The sequence below is a fragment of the Brachybacterium paraconglomeratum genome (genome assembly GCF_003994255.1).
In the GTDB taxonomy this organism is placed as follows: Bacteria; Actinomycetota; Actinomycetes; order Actinomycetales; family Dermabacteraceae; genus Brachybacterium; species Brachybacterium conglomeratum.
This window is the reverse complement of the sequence record NZ_ML133855.1, coordinates 1-21,259: the sequence shown is the minus strand read 5'-3', so window position 1 is coordinate 21,259 and position 21,259 is coordinate 1. Positions and strand designations below refer to the sequence as shown.

The following is a 21,259-nucleotide window of genomic DNA, read 5'->3' as shown; positions in this document are numbered from 1 at the left end:
ACAGAAGAGGGCTCGGACTCGGCGGCGATGCGGCCGGCGAGGGCGACCGGGGTCACGTCGGGGTTGCCACCCCCTCCGAGATAGTTTAAAGTTGCAGCATCTTCTCGGCGGGTCCGGGCGGGACCTCGCCACTGCCCTCCCGGATGCCCGCGACGCACCTCAAGGAGCCTGCCATGCAGTTCGGAATCTTCACCATCGCCGACATCACCCCCGACCCCATGACCGGGAAGGTGCCCACCGAGAACGAGCGCCTGAAGAACATGGTCGAGATGGGCAGGCTCGCCGAGCAGGTGGGCCTGGACGTGTTCGCGATCGGCGAGCACCACAACCCGCCCTTCGTCACCTCCTCCCCCACCACCACACTCGCCTACCTCGGCGCGCAGACCGAGAAGATCATCCTCTCCACCGCGACCACGCTGATCACCACCAACGACCCGGTGAAGATCGCCGAGGACTACGCGATGCTGCAGCACCTCACCGGCGGCCGCGTGGACCTGGTGATGGGCCGCGGCAACACCGGTCCGGTCTACCCCTGGTTCGGGCAGGACATCCGCAAGGGCATCGAGATCGCGATCGAGAACTACGACCTGCTGCGCCGGCTGTGGACCGAGGACGTCGTGAACTGGGAGGGCCAGTTCCGCACCCCGCTGCAGCAGTTCACCTCCACCCCGCGCCCGCTGGACGGCGTGGCGCCCTTCGTGTGGCACGGCTCGATCCGCTCCCCGCAGATCGCCGAGCAGGCCGCGTACTACGGCGACGGCTTCCTGCACAACAACATCTTCTGGCCCATGAGCCACACCGAGCAGATGGTGCAGCTGTACCGCGAGCGCTACGAGCACTACGGCCACGGCACCGCCCGCCAGGCCTACGTGGGCCTCGGCGGCCAGGCCTTCATGCGCAAGAACTCCCAGGACGCGTGGAACGAGTTCCGCCCCTACTTCGACAACGCCCCCGTCTACGGCGGCGGCCCCTCGATGGAGGACTTCACCGCGCAGACCCCGCTGACCGTCGGCTCCCCCGAGCAGGTGATCGAGCGCTACCTGACCATGGCCGACCACGTCGGCGACTACCAGCGCCAGATGTTCCTCATGGACCACGCGGGCCTGCCGCAGAAGACGGTCCTGGAGCAGATCGAGCTGCTGGGCACCGAGGTCGTCCCGGTACTGCGCCGCGAGCTCGAGGCCAGGAAGCCCACCGACGTCCCCGAGGCGCCCACCCACGCCGCCCGCGTCGCCGCCGCCGAGGCCGAGCGAGGCGCCTTCGACGACAGCTACAAGTTCGAGACCGGCGACAACTGGACCGGCCTGCGCGCCGAGGACGCCCGCCGCTGACCGGGCGCGGCCATCCGGGCCCGACGACCCCTGCGGTCGACCCCGGGCCGCCGTCCATGCAGCTTTTGCGGCCCGGAGGACCGATGCTCGGGCCGCTAGCGGTCCTCCCGGGCGCAAAAGCTCCCGCCACGCTCCGCCCCATGCCCCCCGCCGCCCGGCGCTCCCCGAGAGAGACTCCCCATGACCGACACGTTCCGCCTGCTCGCCCTGTCCGCAGGGCTGTCCACTCCGAGCTCCACGCGCATGCTCGCCGACCAGCTGACCCGTGAGGCCTCGGCCGCGCTCGGGGCCGACGGCTCCGCGGTCGAGGTGACCACCGTCGAGCTGCGGGAGTACGCGCACGACCTCACCGATGCGCTGCTGACCCGCTTCCCCAGCGAGCGCCTCTCGATGGTGATCGAGCAGGTGCGCGCGGCGGACGCCGTCGTCGCGGTCACCCCGATCTTCAACGCGGGACCGGCCGGGCTGTTCAAGACGTTCTTCGACGCGCTGGACATCGAGCTGTGGAAGGACAAGCCGGTGCTGGTCGGCGCGACCGCCGGCACCGCCCGCCACTCCCTCGCGATCGACTACGCGGTCCGCCCGATGTTCGGCTACCTGAAGGCGGATCTCGTGCCGACCTCCGTGTTCGCGGCCTCGGCGGACTTCGGCGCGGACACCGAGGGCCAGGCCGACGAGCAGCCGCTCGCGGCGCGGGTGCGTCGCGCGACCGGTGAGCTCGCCACCATCCTGCTTGCCCGTCGCGGGACGGCGCTCCCGGTCGCCGGCGCCGCGGGCAAGGCTTCTGCGGCCGACGGCTCCGCCGAGACGCATTCCGTCGAGGACGCGTCGGCCGACGCCGCTCCCGCACGCCCCGGCCTGGACCCCGAGTTCACCGACTTCGTGCCGATGGGCGACCTGCTGCCCCGCCGCTGATCCGGCACGGCACCTCGACCGGCCCGGGACCGTCACGGCCCCGGGCCGGCCTGCGTCTCCCTGGCGGTGAGGCGACGGGCTTCGGCTGACCTGATCCGCCCGTTCGCCGCGTGCCCAGATCGAGGCGGCCCTACGCTGACCGCAGACGGCCCGCGGATCGCCGCGAACCCCACGACAGGAGCCTCGATGAAGTACATGCTGATCATGCGAGCGACCGATGCCGCGCTCGCCGCGAGCGCCGAGGTGGACTTCGAGGAGGTCGTCAACCAGATGGGCGCCTACAACGAGGCGATGCACGATGCGGGAGTGCTCGCCGGCGGCGAGGGGCTCACAGACGCGGGCGCGGAGGAGAACTTCGTGCTCGACTTCTCCTCCACCCCGCCCGCCCTCTCCGAGGAGCCCTACGGGCCGACGGAGTCGTTGTTCAACGGGTTCTGGATCCTGAACGTGCCCTCCCGCGAGGAGGCGCGGCAGTGGGCGGAGCGCTGCCCGCTGGGCCCCGGCATGAAGCTCGAGGTGCGCCGGATCCACGGTGACGAGGAGATCGCGGAGCTCGTCTCGGAGGACAACGAGTTCATCGCCAAGGAGAAGGTCTGGCGGCAGGAGGAGGCCGAGCGGGCGCAGCGCGAGGGCTGATCCGGGCGGCCGGCCCCTCGGTTCCGACCCGTCGGGCGCCTGCTTTCCGGCCGCGTCGGACCGGACCCCACAGGTGACCCGTCGGGCACTTCGCGGACCTGCGATAGCCTGATAGCAACCGCTTTCCCGCCTCGTCGAGATCGGAGGGATCGTCATGATCCGCCCGGGCCTGTGCTCCGTCACCTTCCGCTCCCTGCCGGTCGAGGAGGTGGTGCGCCACGCCGCCTCCGCCGGGCTCGAGGGCATCGAGTGGGCCGGGGACGCGCACGTCCCGCCCGGCGACCTCGACGCGGCCACCCACGCCCGGACGGTCACCGAGGAGGCGGGCCTCTCCGTCACCTCCTACGGCTCGTACCTCACCTTCGTCGGCTCCGACGAGGAGGTGCACGCCGCAGGCGGGGCGGTGATCGCCGCGGCCCGCGCGCTCGGCGCCCCGCGGATCCGGGTGTGGGCGACCCGCACCGGCTCGGCGGAGACCTCCGCCGAGGACCGTGCCGTCACCGTCAGCCGGATCCGGGAGCTCGCCGACCGCGTCGCCGCCCACGGGCTGGAGCTCGGGCTCGAGTTCCACGGCGGCACCCTCACCGACGAGATCGGCTCGACCCTGCGCCTGCTGGACGAGGTGGGACGCACGAACGTGCTCACCTACTGGCAGCCGCATCAGGACATGCCCGTCGAGCCGGCGCTGGACACGCTGCGCCAGGCGCTGCCCCGCACCTCCACGATCCACGTCTTCTCCTGGTGGCCGGGCCACGAGCGCCTGCCGCTCGCCGAGCGCTCGGACCTGTGGGAGCCGGCCTTCGCGGTCCTCGCCGCGAACGGCGCGGACCTCGATGCGCTGCTGGAGTTCGTGCCGGGCGACGACCCCGCGCTGCTGCCCCGCGAGGCGGACACCCTGCGCACCCTGATCACCGCCGGCGAGGAACTCGCGCGATGAGGACGCTGCTGGCGATGCCCGAGGGCCTGCAGGACAGGATGTTCTCCCCCGCCCAGCGGGAGCGGCTCGCGGAGATCACCGGCATCGACGTCTCCCGCACCGTCCCGGACCTCGCCGCCGCGCCGGGCGAGGAGCTCGCCGAGGTGGAGGTGCTGGTCACCGGCTGGGGCTCCCCCGCCGTCGACGCCGTGGCGCTCGCGCGGATGCCGCGCCTGCGCGCGATCGTGCACACCGCCGGCACCGTCCGCTTCGTCGTCACCGACGCCGTGTGGGACAGAGGCGACATCGTGGTGACCTCCGCGACCGAGGCGAACGCCGTCCCGGTCGCCGAGTACGCGCTCGCGCAGATCCTGCTCGCCGGGAAGCGGACCCTCGCCCAGCAGGCACGCTACCGGCGCGAGCGCACCGTCGGCCCGGCCACGGCCGCCGATCCCGGGATCGGGAACCACGGCGGGGTGGTCGGCCTGATCGGCGCCTCCCGGATCGGGACGCTGGTGGCCGAGCACCTGCGCCGCTTCGACCTCGAGGTGCTGGTCACCGACCCCTTCGCGAGCGCCGAGCAGGTCGCGGAGCTCGGCGCGAGGAAGGTCGATCCGGAGGAGCTCTACGCCCGCAGCGACGTGGTGAGCCTGCACGCCCCGGACGTGCCCTCGACGAAGGGCATGGTCACCCGCGAGCTGCTCGGTCTGATGCGCGACGGCACCACGTTCCTCAACACCGCCCGGCCCGCGCTGGTGGACATCGACGCGCTGCGGGACGAGGTGCTCTCGGGCAGGCTCAGCGCGGTCCTCGACGTGCACGACGACCTCGCCGACGACGACCCGCTGTGGGAGGCGGAGCTCGCGCAGCTCACCCCGCACCTCGCCGGCTCCCAGGGCAACGAGCTGCACCGCATGGGTGAGGCCGCGCTCGAGGAGCTGCGACGCCTCTCCGCCGGGGAGCCCCCGCGCTTCCCGGTCGACGGGAGCCGCCGGGACTCCATGGCCTGACCCGCATCCCGACCGGGATCACGCTCCCCGACCTGCCGTGCCGGCCTCGCGGCCGTGATCGCCTCGTTATGCTGGCCCTCCCGGGACAGCGTTTCCCACCCCACTCGTCGGCCCTCCCCGGCAGCCCTGCCGGACCCACCCGTCGGCCCCGACGGACCGCTCCGGTGCGCACCGCCCGGACGATCGCCGACGGGAGGACCGCCTCACCACGAAGGAGCCCCCGATGCCCGCCGTGCGCCTCAGCGACGTCGCCCAGGATGCGGGCGTCTCGCTCGCCACCGCCTCCCGCGTCCTCAACGGCTCGGCCCGCGTGCCCGGCAAGGAGGTCGCCGAACGGGTGCGCGCCTCCGCGGACCGCCTCGGCTACGTCCCCAACGCCCAGGCCCAGGCCCTGGCCCGCTCCCGCTCGGGGCTGATCGGACTGGTCGTGCACGACCTCGCCGATCCGTACTTCGCGACCATCGCGGGCGAGATCCAGCAGCAGCTGTTCGCCTCGCAGTCCCAGGTGCTGCTCACGCAGACCGATCGCCGGATCGACACCGAGGTGCGGGCGCTGCGCTCCCTGATCGCCCAGCAGGTCGACGCGCTCGTGCTGGTGGGCACGCATCGCTACGGCACCGAGGACGACACCGCGATCAGCACGCTGCTGCAGGGCTTCGAGCGCAACGGCGGGAAGGTCGTGGGGCTGGGCCAGTCCCTGGGCGTCGGCCGCACGATCATCTCCGACGACGCCGCGGACTCCCACGAGCTCGCCACCGCCCTGGTCGTCGAGGGCCATCGGCGCTTCGCCGTGGTCGAGGGCATCGCCGGCATCCCCTCGGCCGGCTCCCGCACCAGCGGCTTCATCGCCGCGCTGACGGAGGCGGGGATCGAGCCCGAGCTGAGCATCGCCGCGGACCTCACCCGCGACGGCGGGCTCGAGCTCGCCGCCCGCATCCAGGAGCATCTCGAGGGAGCCGGCGGCTCCGGGCAGGGCCCGCTGTGCCTGTTCGCCCCGGCCGACGTGATGGCCCTCGGCGCGCTCGGCGAGCTGCGCCGCCGCGGCCTGGACGTGCCCGGCCAGGTCGCGGTCGCCGGCTTCGGCGGGGTGTCCGCCGCGGCGGACGCGAACCCCTCGCTGACCACGATCGCGCTGCCGCTGTCGGAGATGGCCGCACAGGCGGCGGCATGGGTGCTCGAGGGCGTCACCCCCGCGCACCGGTCGGCGGACGATGCGGAGGCCGCGAGCGGCTCCAGCGAGGACCCTTCGGCCGACGGGGTGCGCGAGGTGCGGGTGCGCGGAGACGTGGCGCTGCGCGAATCGACGGGGATCGCACCTCGCTGACCGGGCGACACATGACCGCCTCGGGGATGAGGTGAGGTCCGAGGGGACGAGCGTCATGGTCGCCCTCGAGGGGGTGCCGACGCGCCGGCTCACCGGGGCGCTGCGTCGCGAGCTGGGACTGCCGAAGGAGCGTGTGCACTCGCTGGCGTACTGGAAGCGGAGCTGAGCGCCGGGCCCCGCGTCGGGCGCACTGGGCGATGGACGCCCGACGATCGCCTCGCCCTCGCCGCTCCCCGGCCCGCGCGGCGGAGGATCCGCCTCAGTGCGCCGCGGGCGTCAGGCCGTCGCGGCGTGCACCATGTCCTCGGGGGCGCGACGGCGCAGCGTCAGCAGCGCACCGGCCGCGGCGAGCACTGCGGCGCCGGTGGTGATCACCCCCAGCGGCAGGATGCTCAGCGAACCGGCGATCCCTACGAAGGGGGCGGCGAGCGCGCCGAGACCGAAACGGGCGGTGCCGAGGATCGAGCCCGCGGTGCCGGCCATCTGCGGATACTCGGACAGCGCGAGGGTGGTGCCCGCGGGGGACGAGAACTGCGCGCCCGAGGCGAGCAGGAACAGCGAGGCGATCACCGCCGCGAGCGGCATCGGCACGAGTCCCGCCAGGAGCAGGCCGAGGCAACCGGTGCCGGTCAGCGCGATGCCGAGGAACAGCGCGCCGTGGACGTTCCATCGCTCGGCGGTGCGGCCGCCCAGCCAGCCGAAGAACACTCCTCCGGCGGAGTTCAGGGCGAACGCGGCCGCGTACCACTGCGGGGACAGGCCGTAGATCTCCTGGAGCACGAAGGTGGATCCGGCGAGATAGGAGAAGATCGCCGCGTAGACGAAGCCCTGGGAGAGGACTGCGCCGACGAACACCCGATCCGCGCCCAGCACCCGCAGCGCGGCGCCGGTGCGGCGCAGCCCGCCGGCGGTGCGGCGCTCGGGCGGGAGCGTCTCGGTGAACATCGTCGCGGCCATGAGCAGCAGCGCGAGACCCACCACGGCGAGGAAGCCGAACAGGCCGCGCCAGTCCATGAACGTGTTCAGCAGCCCGCCGATCATCGGGCCGACGATCGCGGCGGTGGGCCCGGCGACCGCGAGGCGGCCGTAGAAGCGGATCAGCTCGCGGCCGTCGAAGATGTCGCGCCCTGCGGCCTGGGCGATGACGATGCCGACGCCGCCGGCGAGGCCCTGCACGAAGCGGGCCGCGACCAGCACCTCGATGCTGGGGCTCAGCGCGCACAGGGTCGAGGTGAGCACATAGGCGGCGACGCCGATCAGCAGGATGCGGCGCCGTCCGTGCTGGTCGGAGACGGGGCCGGCGAGCAACTGCCCGGCGGCGAGGCCCAGCAGGCAGGCGGTCACGGTGAGCTGGGCGATCGAGGTGGTGGCCTCGAGCTCCCGGGTCAGCGCGGGCAGCGCCGGGAGGTAGAGGTCCATCGAGATGGGCCCGAAGACCGTCAGCAGCAGCAGGATCCAGGGCAGGGCCCGGGAGACGGCCGGCGCGGACGGGGCGGGACGGGTGGTGGTCACGGCAGGCGGGGACCTTCCTCGCGCAAGGGGTGGGGACCGGACGAGTCCATCACCAGCAACGGGCTCGAGCCAGGCCCTGACGGGGCACCCCGGCGGCGTCGGCCCCCGCACCTGGTCGTGCACCTGCCCGCTCCTGCCTGCCCCTCCCCCTGCCGTCGGCGCGCCGCCGCTGCGCTCCGGAGTCATCCGGTCCTGCACGGGCGCATAGCCGCACGACGTGGCAATATCGCCAGACCGTGCTGCCCAGCGCCCGTCCAGGACACGGCCCGGCCACCCCGGCTCCCGGTGGCCCGGTTCCAGGCGCCCCGGACGGGCACTGCCTCACGCGTACGGCAGCACGAGCTCCTGGTACCGCTCGGCGATGATCCGCGCCGATTCCTCGGCCGGCGTCGCCCACACGTTCTCGTTGAAGATCTCCACCTCGATGTCGCCGGTAAAGCCGGTCGCAGCGATCATGCGGGTGATCGCGGGGAAGTCGATGAACCCGTCACCCATGTAGCCGCGGGAGTGCAGCGGCTCCGCGGCGAGCGGCAGGTTCCAGTCGCACACCTGGTAGGCGAGCAGACGATCCGAGGCCGCGGCGCGCTGGACGGCGCGCTCGAGGGAGGGGTCCCACCACACGTGGTAGGTGTCCACGACGACGCCGACGGCGGAGCTGCCGGAGGCCTCGGCGATGTCGAGGGCCTGGTCGATGGTGGAGAGCACGGCCCGGTCGGCGGCGAACATCGGGTGCATCGGCTCGAGGGAGAGGCTCACGCCGCGCTGCTCGGCGTAGGGGGCGAGCTCGGTGATCGCCTCGGTGACCCGGGCCCGGGCGCCGACGATATCCTTGTCGGCGCGGTCCACGCCGCCGACGACCATGACCAGGGTGGGGGCGCCGAGCGCGGCGGTCTCATCGATCGCACGGCGGTTGTCGTCGAGCGCCGCGGCGCGGTCCGCCTCGGCGGAGGCGGTGAGGAAGCCGCCGCGGCACAGGGAGCTGACGCGCAGCCCGGCGTCGTCCACACGGCGGCGCAGCGCGTCCAGGCCCACCTCCTCGACGTCCTGGCGCCATAGGCCGACGGCTTCGATGCCGCGGGAGGTCGTGGCCTCGAGGAACTCCTGCACCGGCGTGGTGCGGAAGGTCCAGCGGTTCAGGGACAGCCGGGGCACCGTGCCGGCAGCCTCGGCGTCGATGGCGGTCGAGCTGGCCTGCGTGGTCATGCGGCGTCTCCCGTCCGTGCGGTCCGCGATGCGGCGGCGTCCTCGCTCGCGGCGGTCGCCCCGCCCGAGTCCGCCGCGCTGTCGGTGGCGGAGTCGATCTCGTAGCCGGCCAGTCGCAGCATCCCGTGCCAGCGCTCGGCGGCGAGCACCGGGTCCTCGAGGTTGCCGGTGGTGGCGGCGAGCTCGATGGTGCGCGAGAGGTGCGGGAGGCTGCGGGCGGAGTGCATCCCGCCCACCATCGTGAACGCCTGCTGGTGGCCGTTCAGCCAGGCAAGGAACGCGACCCCGGTCTTGTAGTGGTAGGTCGGGGCGGAGAACACGTGCCGTCCCAGCTGCTCGGCGGCGTCCAGGATGCGCCGCGCCTCGTCCACGTCCCCGCGGTCCAGTGCCTGCACGGCGGCGGAGGCGGCGGGAGCGGTTGCGGCGAAGGCGCCGAGCAGCGCGTCGGAGTACTCCCCACGGACCTGCTGCTCGTCGGCCCCGGTCGTCACGGTGCCGTCGCCGACGATGAGGTGGGAGAAGTGGAAGTCGTCGCCGGTCAGCATGCGAACGCCCTCCGGGAGGCGCTCGCGCACGGCGATCTCGGCAGCATCGTCGAGCAGGCTCATCTTCACGCCGCGAATGCGGGAGGGGTCCTCCTCGATGATGCGCAGGAGGGCGTCCGCCCCGACGGCGGGGTCGTCGCTGCCGAAGTAGCCCTTCAGCTGCGGGTCGAAGACGGTGCCGAGCCAGTGCAGGACCACCGGGGCGGTCGCCTCGGCGAGGACACGACGGTAGACCTCCTCGTAGTCCGCGGCGGAGCGCGCGGTGCGGGCGAGGTGGCGGGAGGCCATCAGCACGGCGCCGGCGCCGGCCCGCTCGGTGGCGCGGAGCTGCTCGACGTACGCCTCGACGATCTCGTCGAGGCTGAGCTCCTGCTCAGTGCGCTGATCGGTGTTGACACCGGCGACGACGAGGTCGCTCACCGTGGCGCCGGCGGGGAAGACGGCGGAGATCTCCGGGTCCTCGAGCGCTGCGCGGGCGGCGTCGGCGGTGCGGGTGATGAGCTCGCGGGTCGCGACGGGGTCCAGGCCCATGCCGCGCTGGGCGGTGTCCATCGCGTCGGCCACGCCGAGCCCGCGCGACCACATGGTGCGGCGGAAGGCGAGGGTCGCATCCCAGTCGATCTGGGCAGGGGCGCCGGGGGTGTTGTCGCCGTGGACCAGCGGGACCACGTGCACCGCCGCGTACACCACGCGGGAGCGCAGCGGCGCGGTGGGGCGGGCGAAGGCGGGGGCCTCGGCGAGCGGGATGCGGCGCAGGGCGCCGTCCTCGCCGAGGAGGGTCAGCTGCAGGTCGCTCATGGCTCTCACGCCTCCGTCAGCGGGTCCAGGGAGATGCGGCGACCCTCCGCCGAGCTGGCGAGGCCGGCCTCTGCCAGCCGCACGCCGCGCGCGCCGGAGAGGAAGTCGTACGGATAGTCGGAACCCTCCTCAGCGCCTGCCACATGGCGCAGGAAGTCCTCCCACTGCACCTTGAAGCCGTTGTCGAAGCCGTCGGGCCCGGCGTTGTCAGGGACCTCGATCCAGTCGTCGTAGTAGTTGTGGGGATCCTTGACGTCGGGGTTCCACACGGGCTTCGGGGTCGCCTCGCGCGGCTGGATGCGCGCGCCGTGGAGGCCCACGACGGCCGAGCCCTTGGTGCCGTCGACCTGGAACTCGACGAGCTCGTCGCGGTGGACGCGCACGTCCCAGCTGGAGTTCATCTGCACGACGGCGCCGCCCTCGAGGCGGAAGACGCCGTAGGCGGCGTCGTCGGCGGTGGCGGTGTACTCCTGGCCCTGCTCGTCCCAGCGCGTCCCGATGTGCGTGGCGGTCTGGGCGTAGACGTCCTCGATGCGGCCGAAGAGCTCCTCGATGACGTAGTTCCAGTGCGGGAACATGTCCGCGACGATGCCGCCGCCGTCCTCGGAGCGGTAGTTCCAGGAGGGGCGCTGGGCACTCTGCCAGTCGCCCTCGTAGACCCAGTAGCCGAACTCGCCGCGCACGGAGAGGATCTCGCCGAAGAAGCCGGAGTCGATCAGGCGGCGCAGCTTGAGCAGGCCGGGGAGGTAGAGCTTGTCGTGGACGACGCCGTTCACGACCCCGGCCCCCTTCGCCAGGCGGGCGAGCTCGAGCGCGTCCTCGAAGGACTCGGCGGTGGGCTTCTCGGTGTAGATCGCCTTGCCGGCGGAGATCGCCTTCTTCAGGTTCGCCACCCGCAGGTTCGTCACCAGCGCGTCGAAGTAGACCTCGTAGTCCGGATTCGCGAGCGCCTCGTCGACGTCGGTGGTCCAGTTCTTCAGGTCGTGGCGCTCGGCAATCGTGCGCAGCTTCTCCTCGTTGCGGCCGACGAGCAGCAGGTCCGGCACCAGCCGGTCTCCGTCGGCGATCTCGACGCCGCCCTGATCGCGGATGGCGAGGAGGGAGCGGACCAGGTGCTGGCGGTAGCCCATGCGCCCAGTCGCGCCGTTGACGATGATGCCGATCCTGCGTTCTGCCATGTGGCTGCTCTCCTTCGAGGTCCTTGGGCCGCACTCGCAACCCCTGCGGCGGCAACCGCTTTCCGTCTTGATTGATTAGACCACGGAGCATCACGGTCGGGCAAGCGCGTGCCGACCGCATCGGGTCCGCAGCGAGGAACGACGACCAGCCGGGGAGATCCGACACGGGGATCTCCGTGCCATCGGCCGCTCCGCGGCTCTGACAGCATGGGCACCATGCGAACGCACCGGCCCGGGCTCGGGCCGGCCCGATCGCCGGCATTCGCCCACATCGCAGAGGAGGTCACGGCCGTGACAGCACGAGACCGACGACCGGCGATCATCACCCGGCGAACGTTCGCGGGCGCGACGGTGCTCGCGCTCGCGGGCGGCCTCGCGGCCTGCACCGGGGGCGATCTCTCCGTCGAGCGCACCGAGCCCCCCGAGACCACGGTGCTGCCGGGCGACGATCTCACTGCGGCGTCCGCCGCCCTGAGCGCGGCACTGTTCACCTCCTCGGACGTCGCCGTCCTCGCCGACGAGGCCTCGCTCGAGGCGTTGCTGCCGACGCTCGAGGGCTTCCCCGCCCCGGTGCTGGCGGGCATCGACCAGGCGGTCGCCGATGAGATCGACCGGCTCGGCGCCGGCACCCTCGTCGTCCCGGCGGGCGTCGATCCCGGCGATCTCGGGGGCGGTCGGGAGGTCGTCGAGATCGACCCCTCCGCCGAGAACCCCGACCTCCCGAAGGTCTCCGCCGGGGAGGCGACCGCCGCCGTGACGCTGCTGATCGACCCGGAGGCGGCCTCGCCCGCGCAGGCGCTCGCGAGCGCCGTGGTGACGGCCGCGGGCGGCTCCGTCGTCGAGACGCCCGGCGGGGACGTCGGCCGCAGCAGCGAGAGCGTCGCCGCGGCGAAGGAGGCGGCCGGCGAGGACGCCTCGGTGGGCGCACTCGCGCTCGGCGACTCCTTCGGGGACGCCTCGTCGCTGGTGGAGGCGCTGGGCCGGACGGCGACGACGACAGAGCTGCCCGGCGGCGGCATCACCGCCTTCCCCGGCCGGCGCATGATCGCGGCCTACGGCTCCCCCGCCGTGCCCTCGCTCGGGATCCTCGGCGAGCAGGACCTCGAGCAGACCCTCGAACGGGTCAAGGAGATGGTCGCCGAGTACGACGGGCTCGCCGAGGAGCCGGTCGTCCCCGCCCTCGAGATCATCACGACGATCGCCTCCTCGGAGCCGGGCGGCGACGGGGACTTCTCCTCCGAGCTGGGCGTCGAGGGCCTGCGCGAGTGGGTCGATGCGGCGGGCGAGGCCGGGGTGTACGTGGTGCTGGACCTGCAGCCGGGCACCACCGACTTCCTCACCCAGGCGAAGCTCTACGAGGAGCTGCTGACCGCCCCGCACGTCGGCCTGGCGCTGGATGCCGAGTGGCGGCTGGAGCCGGGGCAGAAGCATCTCGAGCAGATCGGCTCGGTCACCGCGGCGGAGATCAACGAGGTCTCGACCTGGCTCGCGGATCTCACCGCGGAGCACGGCCTGCCGCAGAAGGTGCTGATCCTGCACCAGTTCAACCTCTCGATGATCTCGGACCGTCAGGACGTGGACACCTCCCGTCCCGAGCTCGCGATCACCCTGCACGCCGACGGGCACGGCACCCCCGAGGACAAGCTCGCCACCTGGAACGCGCTCCAGCAGGACCTGCCGGGCGGAATCTTCATGGCGTGGAAGAACTTCCACGACGAGGACACCCCGATGTTCACCCCGGAGGAGACCTACGCCCTGGAGCCGCGCCCCTGGTTCGTCTCGTACCAGTAGCCACTGCGCCGGCCGGGCCGGTCCGGGTCAGGCGGCGCGGAGGTGGGCGAGGACGAGCCCGACGGGGATCGACAGCGCGGTCAGCACCAGCGCGGCGCGGAACACCCACAGCAGCCAGGTGGGCCCGCCGGCCCGGCGTCCGACGGCGCGGAGCATCAGCATCATCGTCACCACCAGCAGCGCGCCGCCCGCGTCGACCAGCAGCGGCGCCCCGAGCACGGTCCCGCCGATCACGGCGAGGCCGCCGAGGTTCCAGGTGAGCAGCTCGGCCAGGAGCACGCCGCGGCCGGGGGCCCGGGCGGCGAGGCCGTGCTGCGCGATGCCGAGCACTCCCTGCAGCACGCCGCCGACGAGCACCTGGAAGGCCGCGGACCAGGAGCCGTGCTCGAGGCCGAGCGGACCGGTGACCGCCGCAGTGAGCCCGCCGGCGATCACCCAGACGAGGGCGAGCAGACGGAAGGGCAGGTCTGTGCGTGCGGGGCTCGCGGGCGCGGCGGCGGACGGCTCGGTCATGTCTCCCATCCTGCGCCTCGGCGCCCCTGCGGCATCGCGCGATCACGGCCGGATGTGGCACGGACCCCAGCGTCCCCTCCGGTCGACGTGGTCAGGAGCGGGGCGAGGCCCGATGACATTCGGCCCTGGCGGCGTCGCTCCCGGCGCGAGAGGCTGGGGGCGAGCAGAGCGACCTGCCCGGCCCTCGGGCGCGCGACCACGGAGGAGAGCACCATGTCGAGCTTCAGCATCGGGGACGGGGTCCGCGCGACGGACGGCCCCATGCAGCACCAGTACGGGACCGTCGTGTACTTCCGCGAGGACGACGGCACGATCCTGGTGCGCTTCGGCGGCAGCCAGCAGCTCTACTTCCGCGAGGACGAGCTCGAGCCCTGGGCATAGTCCGTCCGCGCCGGAAACGGGCCGGCGCTCCGGTCGACGCGAGCCGACGATCCGGCTCAGGCGCCGGTGATCGCCCGGTCCAGGCGGGAGGAGATGTCGGCGAGGACCTCGTCGACGGGCTGCTCGGCGAGGCTCTTCATGAACGGCTCGACCTTCACGGGGCCGGTGTACCCGGCGGTGCGGATCGCTCCCATGAACCCGTCGAGGTCGATCACCCCGGTGTCGTAGGGCAGGCGGCGGTCGAGGTCCATCTGCTCGTCACGCGCCCGGTCCGGGCGGGCGTCGTTGATGTCGACGGAGACGATGTCGGAGGCGGCGAGGCCGGTGAGGTCCTCGGGGGTCTCCCCGGCGGTGTACCAGTGATAGCTGTCGAGGATCAGGCCGATGTTGCTCGCGCCGGTCTCGGCGATGAGGGCACGGGCGTCGGTGATGTCGTGGACGAAGGGGTGACGCTCAGTGGACCAGATGGTCTTCGGCCCGATGTACTCCAGCCCGAGCCGCAACCCGTGGTCGGCGAGGATCTCGGAGACCAGGGAGAGCCGTCCGGCGTGCAGACGCCAGTTGGCGGCGTGGTCGAGGGTCCGGTGCATGGGGCGGATCCAGGTGCCGACCGCGGTGACCCCGGCGGCGGTGAGCAGCCCGAGGGCGTCGGGCAGGGAGCCGAGGGCGGCGCGGAACTCCTCTGCCGAGGCGTCCAGCGCGATCGGGAGACCGGCCATCCCCCACTGCAGGCCCTTCGCCCGCAGGGCGGCACCGTGGGCGGAGACCGCCTCGAGGCCGCCGTCGGCCAGGAGGGTGCGGAAGTGCTCGGGGTCGGGGTCCACGCCCCCGAAGCCGTGCGCGAGCGCGAGATCGATGGCGGCGGTGTGGTCCAGGGGGAGCCCCAGCGCTCCGGGCGACAGGCAGGAGAACATTCTCGAAGCCTAGGAGAGGAACGGCGTGGGGCGGTGATCTGGGCCACTTCGTCCACGGGGTGGGACGGCAGGGTGCCGCGGTGCGTTCAGGCGCCGCCGCTCGGGCGGACGCCGCGGTGCGCTCAGCACTCAGGCACCGCCTCGCGGTCAGATGACGCGGGGACCCCTCCCCCCTCGGGGGCCCGCAGGGCGAGGACGGCGTCGGCCGGCCACACGTACTCGTCGTCGCAGCGAAAGGCCCGCAGCCAGGTGACGCCGTCGACGACACGCAGATAGAAGCCCTTGGGGTAGTCGTGGTCCGCGCGGAGAGGTACGGAGTGGACGTGCACGGCGCCGGTCGGTGCCCTCCCAGCGGAGAGGATCGAGTCCGGGGCCTGCCCCTGGTCCGTGATGGCGAGGCGGAGGTAAGGGCCGGCGTCCGGCGGCAGCGGGGCGAGACCCTGCGCCCGTGCCGCAGCGGTGATCTGCGGGAGGGTGCCGCCTGAGGCGAGGCCGAGCTGCTGGAGGCTGCGCTGCACGACCTCGAGCGTCTCCGGTGCGCGGGTGTCGAAGCACGAATCCTCGAGAAGCGTGCGCGCGCCGTCGTTCAGCTGGATGCCGAGCTTCGCGAGCCGGGTGTGCAGCTCCTCCCTGCTCGCCCCGCCGACCCGCAGCTGCAGCGGGGCGCGCCGGCCCGCAGGGCTCGGCTCGTCGCGGGCGCCGGATCCGCCGACGGCCGTCATCGCCCCACCTTCAGAGCCGTGTTCGTCGCTGTCATCACCCGTCCCTCCGCGCGTGCCCCGCCCCGTCGGCCGGCACCGCCGTAGACTCGCACACGACGAGGCTCGGTGGGCGCAAGCTGTTCAGCGGCGGGTCCAGGGCGGCGGACGCGTCGTCGATGCCGGCTACAGGGGTCTCACCCGGCACGGAGCGCCCGGCCCGGCGCGCGGAGCGCAGCACGGGCGCGGTTCCGCCGCCAGACGCGCAGAGGATCCCATCGACCGCGGGCGCCCGCGGCCAGCACTTCCTCGCCGGCAGGCAGGTGCGAGCGCGTGAAGCGGGTTCACTCGACCCGCGATAACGCAGCCTGTCGCATTGAAGTGGCCGACGCACTTACCTGGACAGATCTGTCCCGAAATCACGGCGAAGGACCCTAACGGGAACCGTGGGCACGTCCAGGCTCAAGTGTCTCGTTGGGGTATACCCCAATGGGGCTATTCGGTTACGCCTCACGCCGCCGTTCATCGAGCGGGGCCCTTCAGTGCCCATCGGGGAAACCGGTGTGAACGTCTCGGCCGTAACCCCCGCGTGCAAACTATGCGCCTGCCCTCTCGGCCAGCAGCGGTGGCAGCCAGCCAACGGCGCGCGGTTTGCACCACGCCACCACCCCCAGAGAGCGTCAACCCGACCTCAGCTCACCCCCGGGCCGAGTTCGTCGGAGACTGCGTCGGGAGAGATCGTCGGGAAGCAGACATCGATGCAGAAGACGCGGCCATCGATCCGGGGGCTCGCAGGTTCGCCGTTAAGGCGCTAGAGAAGAGAGCTTTCCGGGACTTCTCCCCTGTGCGTCACGAGGACATCGCGGCCCTGAGTGAACCCGGAGGTTGCTCGTCCTGCGAAGGCTTTGCATCCCGCATCGATTGCCCGCTGCGACGGCCCCAGGTCCGGCTGGAGGCTCGGCTGCGGGCTGAGCAGGTCACTCCTCCTGCTCACGCAACCGCTTCATCACCCTCATCCTGCGACGATAGCCGTCTTCCGCACCGCCCCGGAGTGGGCCGTCTATTGGCCGATGGTCCGACGAGTGGCACACAAACGGCGACCTATCGCAGTGCACCTTCCTGCCAGGGCTCGTACCGATATTCAGTGGAGAACCCCGAAGTCTCACTTAAGAGGAGTCGCGCTATGTACTGGGACGTTACGACTGAAGACAGTTAAACATCAGTCATTGGCCAATTACTGTCGGTAGACCTGATCAAGAACCTCGCAGGAGAGATATGGCGGCGAGTTCTTGCGCATGGCCCGCGAAATATACCTCAAGTGCATCGAAGACTACCGAGGCGCCTAAGATATCTAGCTCAGGGGACTCTGACTTAGGGAGGGACCGCCGATCTATCCCAATTGCCACCCCAGGCCGAAGGTCAAATGGGCCGTTCCTCGAGCAAATCGGCCGAACCTCAGGTCCGTATGATTGATCGCCGACTGTGATACTTATATTTAGAACAAGCCCGGGAATCTCCCTAAAATCGATAGCTGATCGCAATTTTTCGCAGGCGGCATCGGCGGGCCCCGCGAACGCAGATCGCACAGAATCACTGTCACTTTCGGGGTAGATCGCGAACGACCCGCCATTGTAAACTAGCTCTTCGATCGCCGGGAAGCTGGCATCTTGAACATCGGCTAGGATCCATCCGAAGGTGTCCGCCGGGAAGTCCGTTTCGAGATCTTTCGGCGGAACCGGATAGCGCTCACTAAATACTCGGGCCGGAGAACTGACAGTCCCCCGTCTCGAGGTTGCTGTTTGCGGCGAATCCTCGCGGGCCTCGATCAACTCTGACGCGACATGAAGCAGGTCTTCATGCTCGAACCACTGGCCAGATTCGAGCACACTGGCATCACGACGCACTTCCTCGAACACTTCTCGCCCCCGAGAGATCACACCAGAGAGCAGGTACTCGAGCCCGTCGTCGGACATCGACTGTTCGACCTCGGGATTACGTTGGAGCGCCTTCAAGCAACGGTCGATGTCGAGTTCGTCGATCCGATCAATTAGATGGCCATCGAACTCGATGATCTGCTCGTCCGGGAGGCGCTCCAAGCAATTCTCAAGCTTCTGCATACTTAGCTTGCCCCGCTCGCTAGCGTCGGCGATAAGATTCCAGAAGTCGTCTTCGGACATTCCCCCACCTTTCACAGAGTTAACGGCACTGTCTGTGCCGACAGGGCTTGATGATGTTGTCCATTTTATCTTCTCCAACGACTCCTCGCCAATACCAGTACGCATCGTTCTCTTGCTGTCGCAGCGACTTTGACGTCTTCTTCTTGGAGAAGGTGATCTTGGAGATCCCGCCATGCTTATCAAACTTCCCGCGGTTCTGATGCTCACCAATGCGTCGGTACATGTTGTTGCTGCGCCCAACATACTTGTGGCCGCTCTTGAAATGGACTACATACACGCCGGACTGTTTCGGAACGTCAAAGGCCTTGTTTGCTCGCGCATAGGAAGCTTTCCCATAGAGAGGGACCCTTACAGCTACTTTCCCTCCGCCGACTCTTCTGCCGCCGCCGGCACTTCCGCCGATTCCCCCTCCGTCGTGCCGCATTCTTGGACGCTCTCCGGAGGTGTCGTCGAAGTTAATGGGGTCCGTGGGATAGTTGTAGGCGGTGGCGTTCGCACCCGGGATTGGGTCTGGGCTGGTAAATGATCCAGTGATCCGATTGTAGTAGCGGACGCCCATGAGGGTGAGGTTCGCTGTCTCGGCGGTGGTGGAGCGTTCCTTGGCTCCGAGCCAGCCGTAGCCGGCGCTGGTGCCGACGGTCTCTGTCTGAGCGGGGTCGATGGGGGTGCCGTATTCGGTGTAGCTGGACCAGCCGGCGATGGTGGTTGCTGCCGTGGTGGCGGGGGTGCCGGCGGGAATCGGGATGGTGGTGGTGATGTCGTCGTGGATGTTGGGGAGCATGAGGGAGACGCCGCCGTCAGTGGCGATGCTGGCGCCGAGGTCTCCGCTGATGGAGCTGGTGTAGCGGAGGGTCTCGGTGGACCCGTCGGGCCTCTTCGTCTCGATCCAGGAGGGGTTGTCGGAGGAGTCGGTGTAGTGCCGGGTCGTGGTCGTCACCTCCCCGCCCGTGTCGCTCGCCTGGACCAGGCGCCGCTTGGCTACGTCCAGGGTGAAGGTCGTGGTGGTGCCGTCCTGGGCGACCTTCTGGGGAAGGTCGTCATCGAAGTACCCCAGCTGCACGTCGCCACCGGCGGGGTTCGGGGCGTGGGCTGCGGGGAGGGTCGTCTGCCGGCCGAGCGGGTCGTAGACGTAGCCGCCGGTGAGCCGGTCGGCGGTGTCGTAGGTCAGGGTCTGGTCGATGCCGGTGGTGGCGGTGCCGGTGGGGGTGCCGTCGGCCCGGATCGTCTCCTTCAGCGTGGCGCGGGCGCCGTTGGTGGTGAAGGTGTAGTCCCGCACCGTGTAGGGGCTGACGTCGCTGCCCTCGACCGGGGTGCCGGTGAGGTCCTCGACCTTGGCGAGGTTCCCGGACTTGTCATAGGTAAAGCGGTGGTCGAAGTCCAGCGGGTTCCCGCCGGTCGGTTCGGTCATCTCCCCGTCGGTGGTGCCGCCGTCGGGGAGGATCCCGGCGGTGGTCGCGATGGCGGAGGCGAACGTGGTCTGGTCGGTGCGGACCCGGCCGAGGATGTCGTTGGTCTGGGACCACGCGATCCAGTCCCCCGAGGTGACATCGCCCGTCTCGGGGTCGGTGAGCTGTCCCGCGTAGGTCAGTCCCACCTCTTCCCCGGCCTCGTCCACGTGATGGGAGACGGTGATGCCGCCGGGCAGCTTCTCCGTCGTCATCGCACCACTGGGGTCATAGGCCGCGGTGTAGGTGAGGACCTCGGCGCCGGTCCGGGTGACCTTCTGCGTCGTGACCACGCCGCGGCGTTCGGGCTTCCCGTTCGCGTCAGTGCCGTCGTAGGCGAAGGTCGTGGTGCCCTTCGGGTCCGCGATCGAGGTGACGCGCGCGGCGGTGTCGTAGCTGGTGGAGGTCTTCTCGCCCAGCTGGTTGGTGTAGCTGGTCTCCTTGCCCCACAGGTCGTAGGTGAAGGTGTCCTTCGCGCCGCCGATCCCGGTGCCCAGCGGGTCGGCGACGCCGACCGCGTCGACCAGGCCGGTGGTGGGGTTGTACTGGGTGAAGATTGCCTCGGTCGCGACCGACCCGGCAACGCCGCTGGTGGAGGTCTTCTCCCACACCGCCCGGCCCGCGGCGTCGTACTTCACCTCGCTGGTGCGGGTCGCGGAGCCGGAGGTCTCTACCGTGGTGGTCGGGGCCAGCCAGTAGTCATACCCGGTGACCTTCGTCGAGGGCAGGGTCGGGCCGCTGCTGGGCGCCGCCGCGGGATAGGTGCGGCAGAGCTCGCCGGCCCAGGCCTTCGCCTGGTCGCTCGCCCCGCACGACGCATCCGCCGAGTTCGCACCGGCGGTGTAGTAGATCGTCCTGGTGGTGCCGGCATCGGAGCCGTTCGAGGCCGGCATACGGGTCTCGAGCACCTTGCCGCGGGCATCGAAGCGCTGCTTCGTAGTTCTTCCCGCCGCGTCGGCGACGGTCGTCGGGACGCCGAGGACCCAGCCCGAGGTCGGGTCATCCGCCTCCTTTCCGTCGATCGGGGCGTAGCCGTTGGTGGTCTTCGAGACCTCCTCCACCACCGTGGTCACGCCGTCGTTCATATCGGTGGCGTTCACGGTGACGGTGGTCGGCAGGGCATAGGCCTGCCCGGTCGCGGGATTCACCCCACCGTTCGGTGCGCCCTCGTCGTACGTCGTGAGGGTGTGGGGGCGCAGCCTGTCCGTGGTGCCGTCGGCGAGCATCACCGTGCGTGCGGGTCCGAACGTCTCTGTCACCACGGACCCAGCAGGCAGGATCACCGTGCCCGCGGCGTCCTTCTTCTCGTCGTTGAAGACGGTGCGCGTGCCCAGGTCATCAACCTGAGGGCCGTCGAGGCTGGGGTCGGCGATCGCGGTCTGGATCGCGGTGGCGTCGAGCTCGCGGGTCACGTTGCCCTGGTCGTCGTACCGGGTCGCGGTGATCTGCCAGGCCCCGGCGCCGTAGGACGCGGTGTTGACCGTGTAGGCCTCGGAGTTGATGTACTGCAGATCCGCGTACTGCAGATCCGCCGCCGCAACCCCGGTCCCGACCAGCGCGGTGACGGGCTTGTCCGGCCCGAACACCGCGTACCCGTTCACGGGCATCTGCCCGAGGTGCTCGGCCGAGCCCGGCACGTCCTTCACCCACGCCGCGATCCCGTCCTCGGAGAGGTTCGGCAGCCCGGTCCCGGAGACAGGCACGTTGTAGACGATCGAGGCGATCTGCACCGGCTGTCCGCCGCTGGTCTGCGCGCCGCGCTGGACGTTCTTGACCACCTGCGTCGGGACCGACGCATCAGGGTTCGCGGCGTAGTTCAGCGTGTACCCGGCAAGCCCGGACGGGGTGATCGTCTTGATCCGGGTGGTGCTGCCCTCCCACGTGTAGGTGGTCGACAGGTTCGAGCGGACATCGGTCACCGTGGACAGGCGCGAGAGCGAGTCATAGGTGTAGCGGGTGACGGGCTGGGACT

At 70.9% G+C, this 21,259-nt stretch carries 19 protein-coding genes; 9 read left to right on the top strand and 10 right to left on the bottom strand.

The window, feature by feature from the left end:
* The first annotated feature begins 173 nt into the window (after positions 1–173).
* From DS079_RS09105 to DS079_RS17615, 7 genes are all read left to right on the top strand, one after another.
* Complete coding sequence (locus DS079_RS09105; protein WP_126986761.1) at positions 174–1,331, top strand: LLM class flavin-dependent oxidoreductase; 1,158 nt, start codon at positions 174–176, stop codon at positions 1,329–1,331.
* A gap of 180 nt (positions 1,332–1,511) precedes the next feature.
* Positions 1,512–2,246, top strand: a complete 735-nt coding sequence (locus DS079_RS09100; RefSeq protein ID WP_126986759.1) for a CE1759 family FMN reductase — start codon at positions 1,512–1,514, stop codon at positions 2,244–2,246.
* Between the two features lie 186 nt (positions 2,247–2,432).
* Positions 2,433–2,882 carry a YciI family protein gene (locus tag DS079_RS09095; protein WP_126986757.1) on the top strand — a complete coding sequence of 150 codons (450 nt, stop codon included), beginning with the start codon at positions 2,433–2,435 and terminating at the stop codon, positions 2,880–2,882.
* Positions 2,883–3,036: 154 nt separating this feature from the next.
* Complete coding sequence (locus tag DS079_RS09090) at positions 3,037–3,819, top strand: sugar phosphate isomerase/epimerase family protein (RefSeq protein WP_126986755.1); 783 nt, start codon at positions 3,037–3,039, stop codon at positions 3,817–3,819.
* Positions 3,816–4,808, top strand: coding sequence for a hydroxyacid dehydrogenase (locus tag DS079_RS09085; protein ID WP_126986753.1), 993 nt, complete (start codon positions 3,816–3,818; stop codon positions 4,806–4,808). Before DS079_RS09090 ends, DS079_RS09085 begins: the two co-directional genes overlap by 4 nt.
* A 223-nt stretch (positions 4,809–5,031) precedes the next feature.
* Complete coding sequence (locus tag DS079_RS09080; RefSeq protein ID WP_126986751.1) at positions 5,032–6,132, top strand: LacI family DNA-binding transcriptional regulator; 1,101 nt, start codon at positions 5,032–5,034, stop codon at positions 6,130–6,132.
* Between the two features lie 55 nt (positions 6,133–6,187).
* On the top strand, positions 6,188–6,298 hold the full coding sequence (locus DS079_RS17615) for a siderophore-interacting protein (protein ID WP_164736177.1): 111 nt from the start codon (positions 6,188–6,190) through the stop codon (positions 6,296–6,298).
* Between the two features lie 110 nt (positions 6,299–6,408).
* On the opposite strand, the gene DS079_RS09075 is transcribed toward DS079_RS17615, so the two are convergent.
* From DS079_RS09075 to DS079_RS09060, 4 genes are all read right to left on the bottom strand, one after another.
* Complete coding sequence (locus DS079_RS09075) at positions 6,409–7,644, bottom strand: multidrug effflux MFS transporter (RefSeq protein WP_126986749.1); 1,236 nt, start codon at positions 7,642–7,644, stop codon at positions 6,409–6,411.
* A 321-nt stretch (positions 7,645–7,965) separates the two neighbouring features.
* Positions 7,966–8,847 (bottom strand): sugar phosphate isomerase/epimerase family protein, encoded by an 882-nt coding sequence (locus tag DS079_RS09070; protein WP_126986747.1) that lies wholly within the window; start codon positions 8,845–8,847, stop codon positions 7,966–7,968.
* The gene (locus DS079_RS09065) at positions 8,844–10,190 is read right to left on the bottom strand and encodes a DUF993 family protein (protein WP_126986745.1); all 1,347 of its coding nucleotides are present in this window, start codon (positions 10,188–10,190) and stop codon (positions 8,844–8,846) included. The genes DS079_RS09070 and DS079_RS09065 overlap by 4 nt, the downstream gene beginning before the upstream one ends.
* 5 nt (positions 10,191–10,195) lie before the next feature.
* Positions 10,196–11,368 (bottom strand): Gfo/Idh/MocA family protein, encoded by a 1,173-nt coding sequence (locus DS079_RS09060; protein WP_126986743.1) that lies wholly within the window; start codon positions 11,366–11,368, stop codon positions 10,196–10,198.
* Between the two features lie 291 nt (positions 11,369–11,659).
* Between DS079_RS09060 and DS079_RS09055 the strand changes: the two genes are divergently transcribed.
* Positions 11,660–13,159: a hypothetical protein gene (locus DS079_RS09055; RefSeq protein ID WP_126986741.1), complete on the top strand. Its 1,500-nt coding sequence runs from the start codon at positions 11,660–11,662 to the stop codon at positions 13,157–13,159.
* A gap of 27 nt (positions 13,160–13,186) precedes the next feature.
* On the opposite strand, the gene DS079_RS09050 is transcribed toward DS079_RS09055, so the two are convergent.
* Positions 13,187–13,672, bottom strand: a complete 486-nt coding sequence (locus tag DS079_RS09050; RefSeq protein ID WP_126986739.1) for a hypothetical protein — start codon at positions 13,670–13,672, stop codon at positions 13,187–13,189.
* A gap of 213 nt (positions 13,673–13,885) precedes the next feature.
* On the opposite strand from DS079_RS09050, the gene DS079_RS17080 reads away from it, so the two are divergent.
* Positions 13,886–14,053, top strand: a complete 168-nt coding sequence (locus DS079_RS17080; protein WP_010549287.1) for a hypothetical protein — start codon at positions 13,886–13,888, stop codon at positions 14,051–14,053.
* 56 nt (positions 14,054–14,109) lie between these two features.
* Here DS079_RS17080 and DS079_RS09045 read toward each other — a convergent pair whose 3' ends face one another.
* The 5 genes from DS079_RS09045 to DS079_RS09025 all read right to left on the bottom strand — a co-directional run.
* A complete protein-coding gene (locus DS079_RS09045) occupies positions 14,110–14,967 on the bottom strand; it encodes a sugar phosphate isomerase/epimerase family protein (protein ID WP_126986737.1) in 858 nt (285 codons plus the stop codon).
* A 122-nt stretch (positions 14,968–15,089) separates the two neighbouring features.
* Positions 15,090–15,689, bottom strand: coding sequence for a hypothetical protein (locus DS079_RS09040; RefSeq protein WP_126986735.1), 600 nt, complete (start codon positions 15,687–15,689; stop codon positions 15,090–15,092).
* Between the two features lie 34 nt (positions 15,690–15,723).
* Complete coding sequence (locus tag DS079_RS17740) at positions 15,724–16,059, bottom strand: substrate-binding domain-containing protein (RefSeq protein ID WP_126986733.1); 336 nt, start codon at positions 16,057–16,059, stop codon at positions 15,724–15,726.
* 859 nt (positions 16,060–16,918) lie between these two features.
* On the bottom strand, positions 16,919–17,842 hold the full coding sequence (locus DS079_RS09030; protein WP_164736176.1) for a DUF4240 domain-containing protein: 924 nt from the start codon (positions 17,840–17,842) through the stop codon (positions 16,919–16,921).
* 19 nt (positions 17,843–17,861) lie between these two features.
* Positions 17,862–21,259: hypothetical protein (locus DS079_RS09025; RefSeq protein ID WP_206516155.1), on the bottom strand; the 3,398-nt coding region annotated here is incomplete at its 5' end.

What these genes read in the sequence shown, in the direction of transcription:
- DS079_RS09100 (WP_126986759.1), top strand. Translation starts at nt 1,512, where the DNA reads ATGACCGACACGTTCCGCCTGCTCGCCCTGTCCGCAGGGCTGTCCACT.
- DS079_RS09050 (WP_126986739.1), bottom strand. Translation starts at nt 13,672, where the DNA reads ATGACCGAGCCGTCCGCCGCCGCGCCCGCGAGCCCCGCACGCACAGAC.
- DS079_RS09090 (WP_126986755.1), top strand. Translation starts at nt 3,037, where the DNA reads ATGATCCGCCCGGGCCTGTGCTCCGTCACCTTCCGCTCCCTGCCGGTC.
- DS079_RS09040 (WP_126986735.1), bottom strand. Translation starts at nt 15,689, where the DNA reads ATGACGGCCGTCGGCGGATCCGGCGCCCGCGACGAGCCGAGCCCTGCG.
- DS079_RS09030 (WP_164736176.1), bottom strand. Translation starts at nt 17,842, where the DNA reads ATGTCCGAAGACGACTTCTGGAATCTTATCGCCGACGCTAGCGAGCGG.
- DS079_RS09095 (WP_126986757.1), top strand. Translation starts at nt 2,433, where the DNA reads ATGAAGTACATGCTGATCATGCGAGCGACCGATGCCGCGCTCGCCGCG.
- DS079_RS09045 (WP_126986737.1), bottom strand. Translation starts at nt 14,967, where the DNA reads ATGTTCTCCTGCCTGTCGCCCGGAGCGCTGGGGCTCCCCCTGGACCAC.
- DS079_RS09060 (WP_126986743.1), bottom strand. Translation starts at nt 11,368, where the DNA reads ATGGCAGAACGCAGGATCGGCATCATCGTCAACGGCGCGACTGGGCGC.
- DS079_RS17080 (WP_010549287.1), top strand. Translation starts at nt 13,886, where the DNA reads ATGTCGAGCTTCAGCATCGGGGACGGGGTCCGCGCGACGGACGGCCCC.
- DS079_RS09105 (WP_126986761.1), top strand. Translation starts at nt 174, where the DNA reads ATGCAGTTCGGAATCTTCACCATCGCCGACATCACCCCCGACCCCATG.
- DS079_RS17615 (WP_164736177.1), top strand. Translation starts at nt 6,188, where the DNA reads ATGGTCGCCCTCGAGGGGGTGCCGACGCGCCGGCTCACCGGGGCGCTG.
- DS079_RS09070 (WP_126986747.1), bottom strand. Translation starts at nt 8,847, where the DNA reads ATGACCACGCAGGCCAGCTCGACCGCCATCGACGCCGAGGCTGCCGGC.
- DS079_RS09080 (WP_126986751.1), top strand. Translation starts at nt 5,032, where the DNA reads ATGCCCGCCGTGCGCCTCAGCGACGTCGCCCAGGATGCGGGCGTCTCG.
- DS079_RS09065 (WP_126986745.1), bottom strand. Translation starts at nt 10,190, where the DNA reads ATGAGCGACCTGCAGCTGACCCTCCTCGGCGAGGACGGCGCCCTGCGC.
- DS079_RS09085 (WP_126986753.1), top strand. Translation starts at nt 3,816, where the DNA reads ATGAGGACGCTGCTGGCGATGCCCGAGGGCCTGCAGGACAGGATGTTC.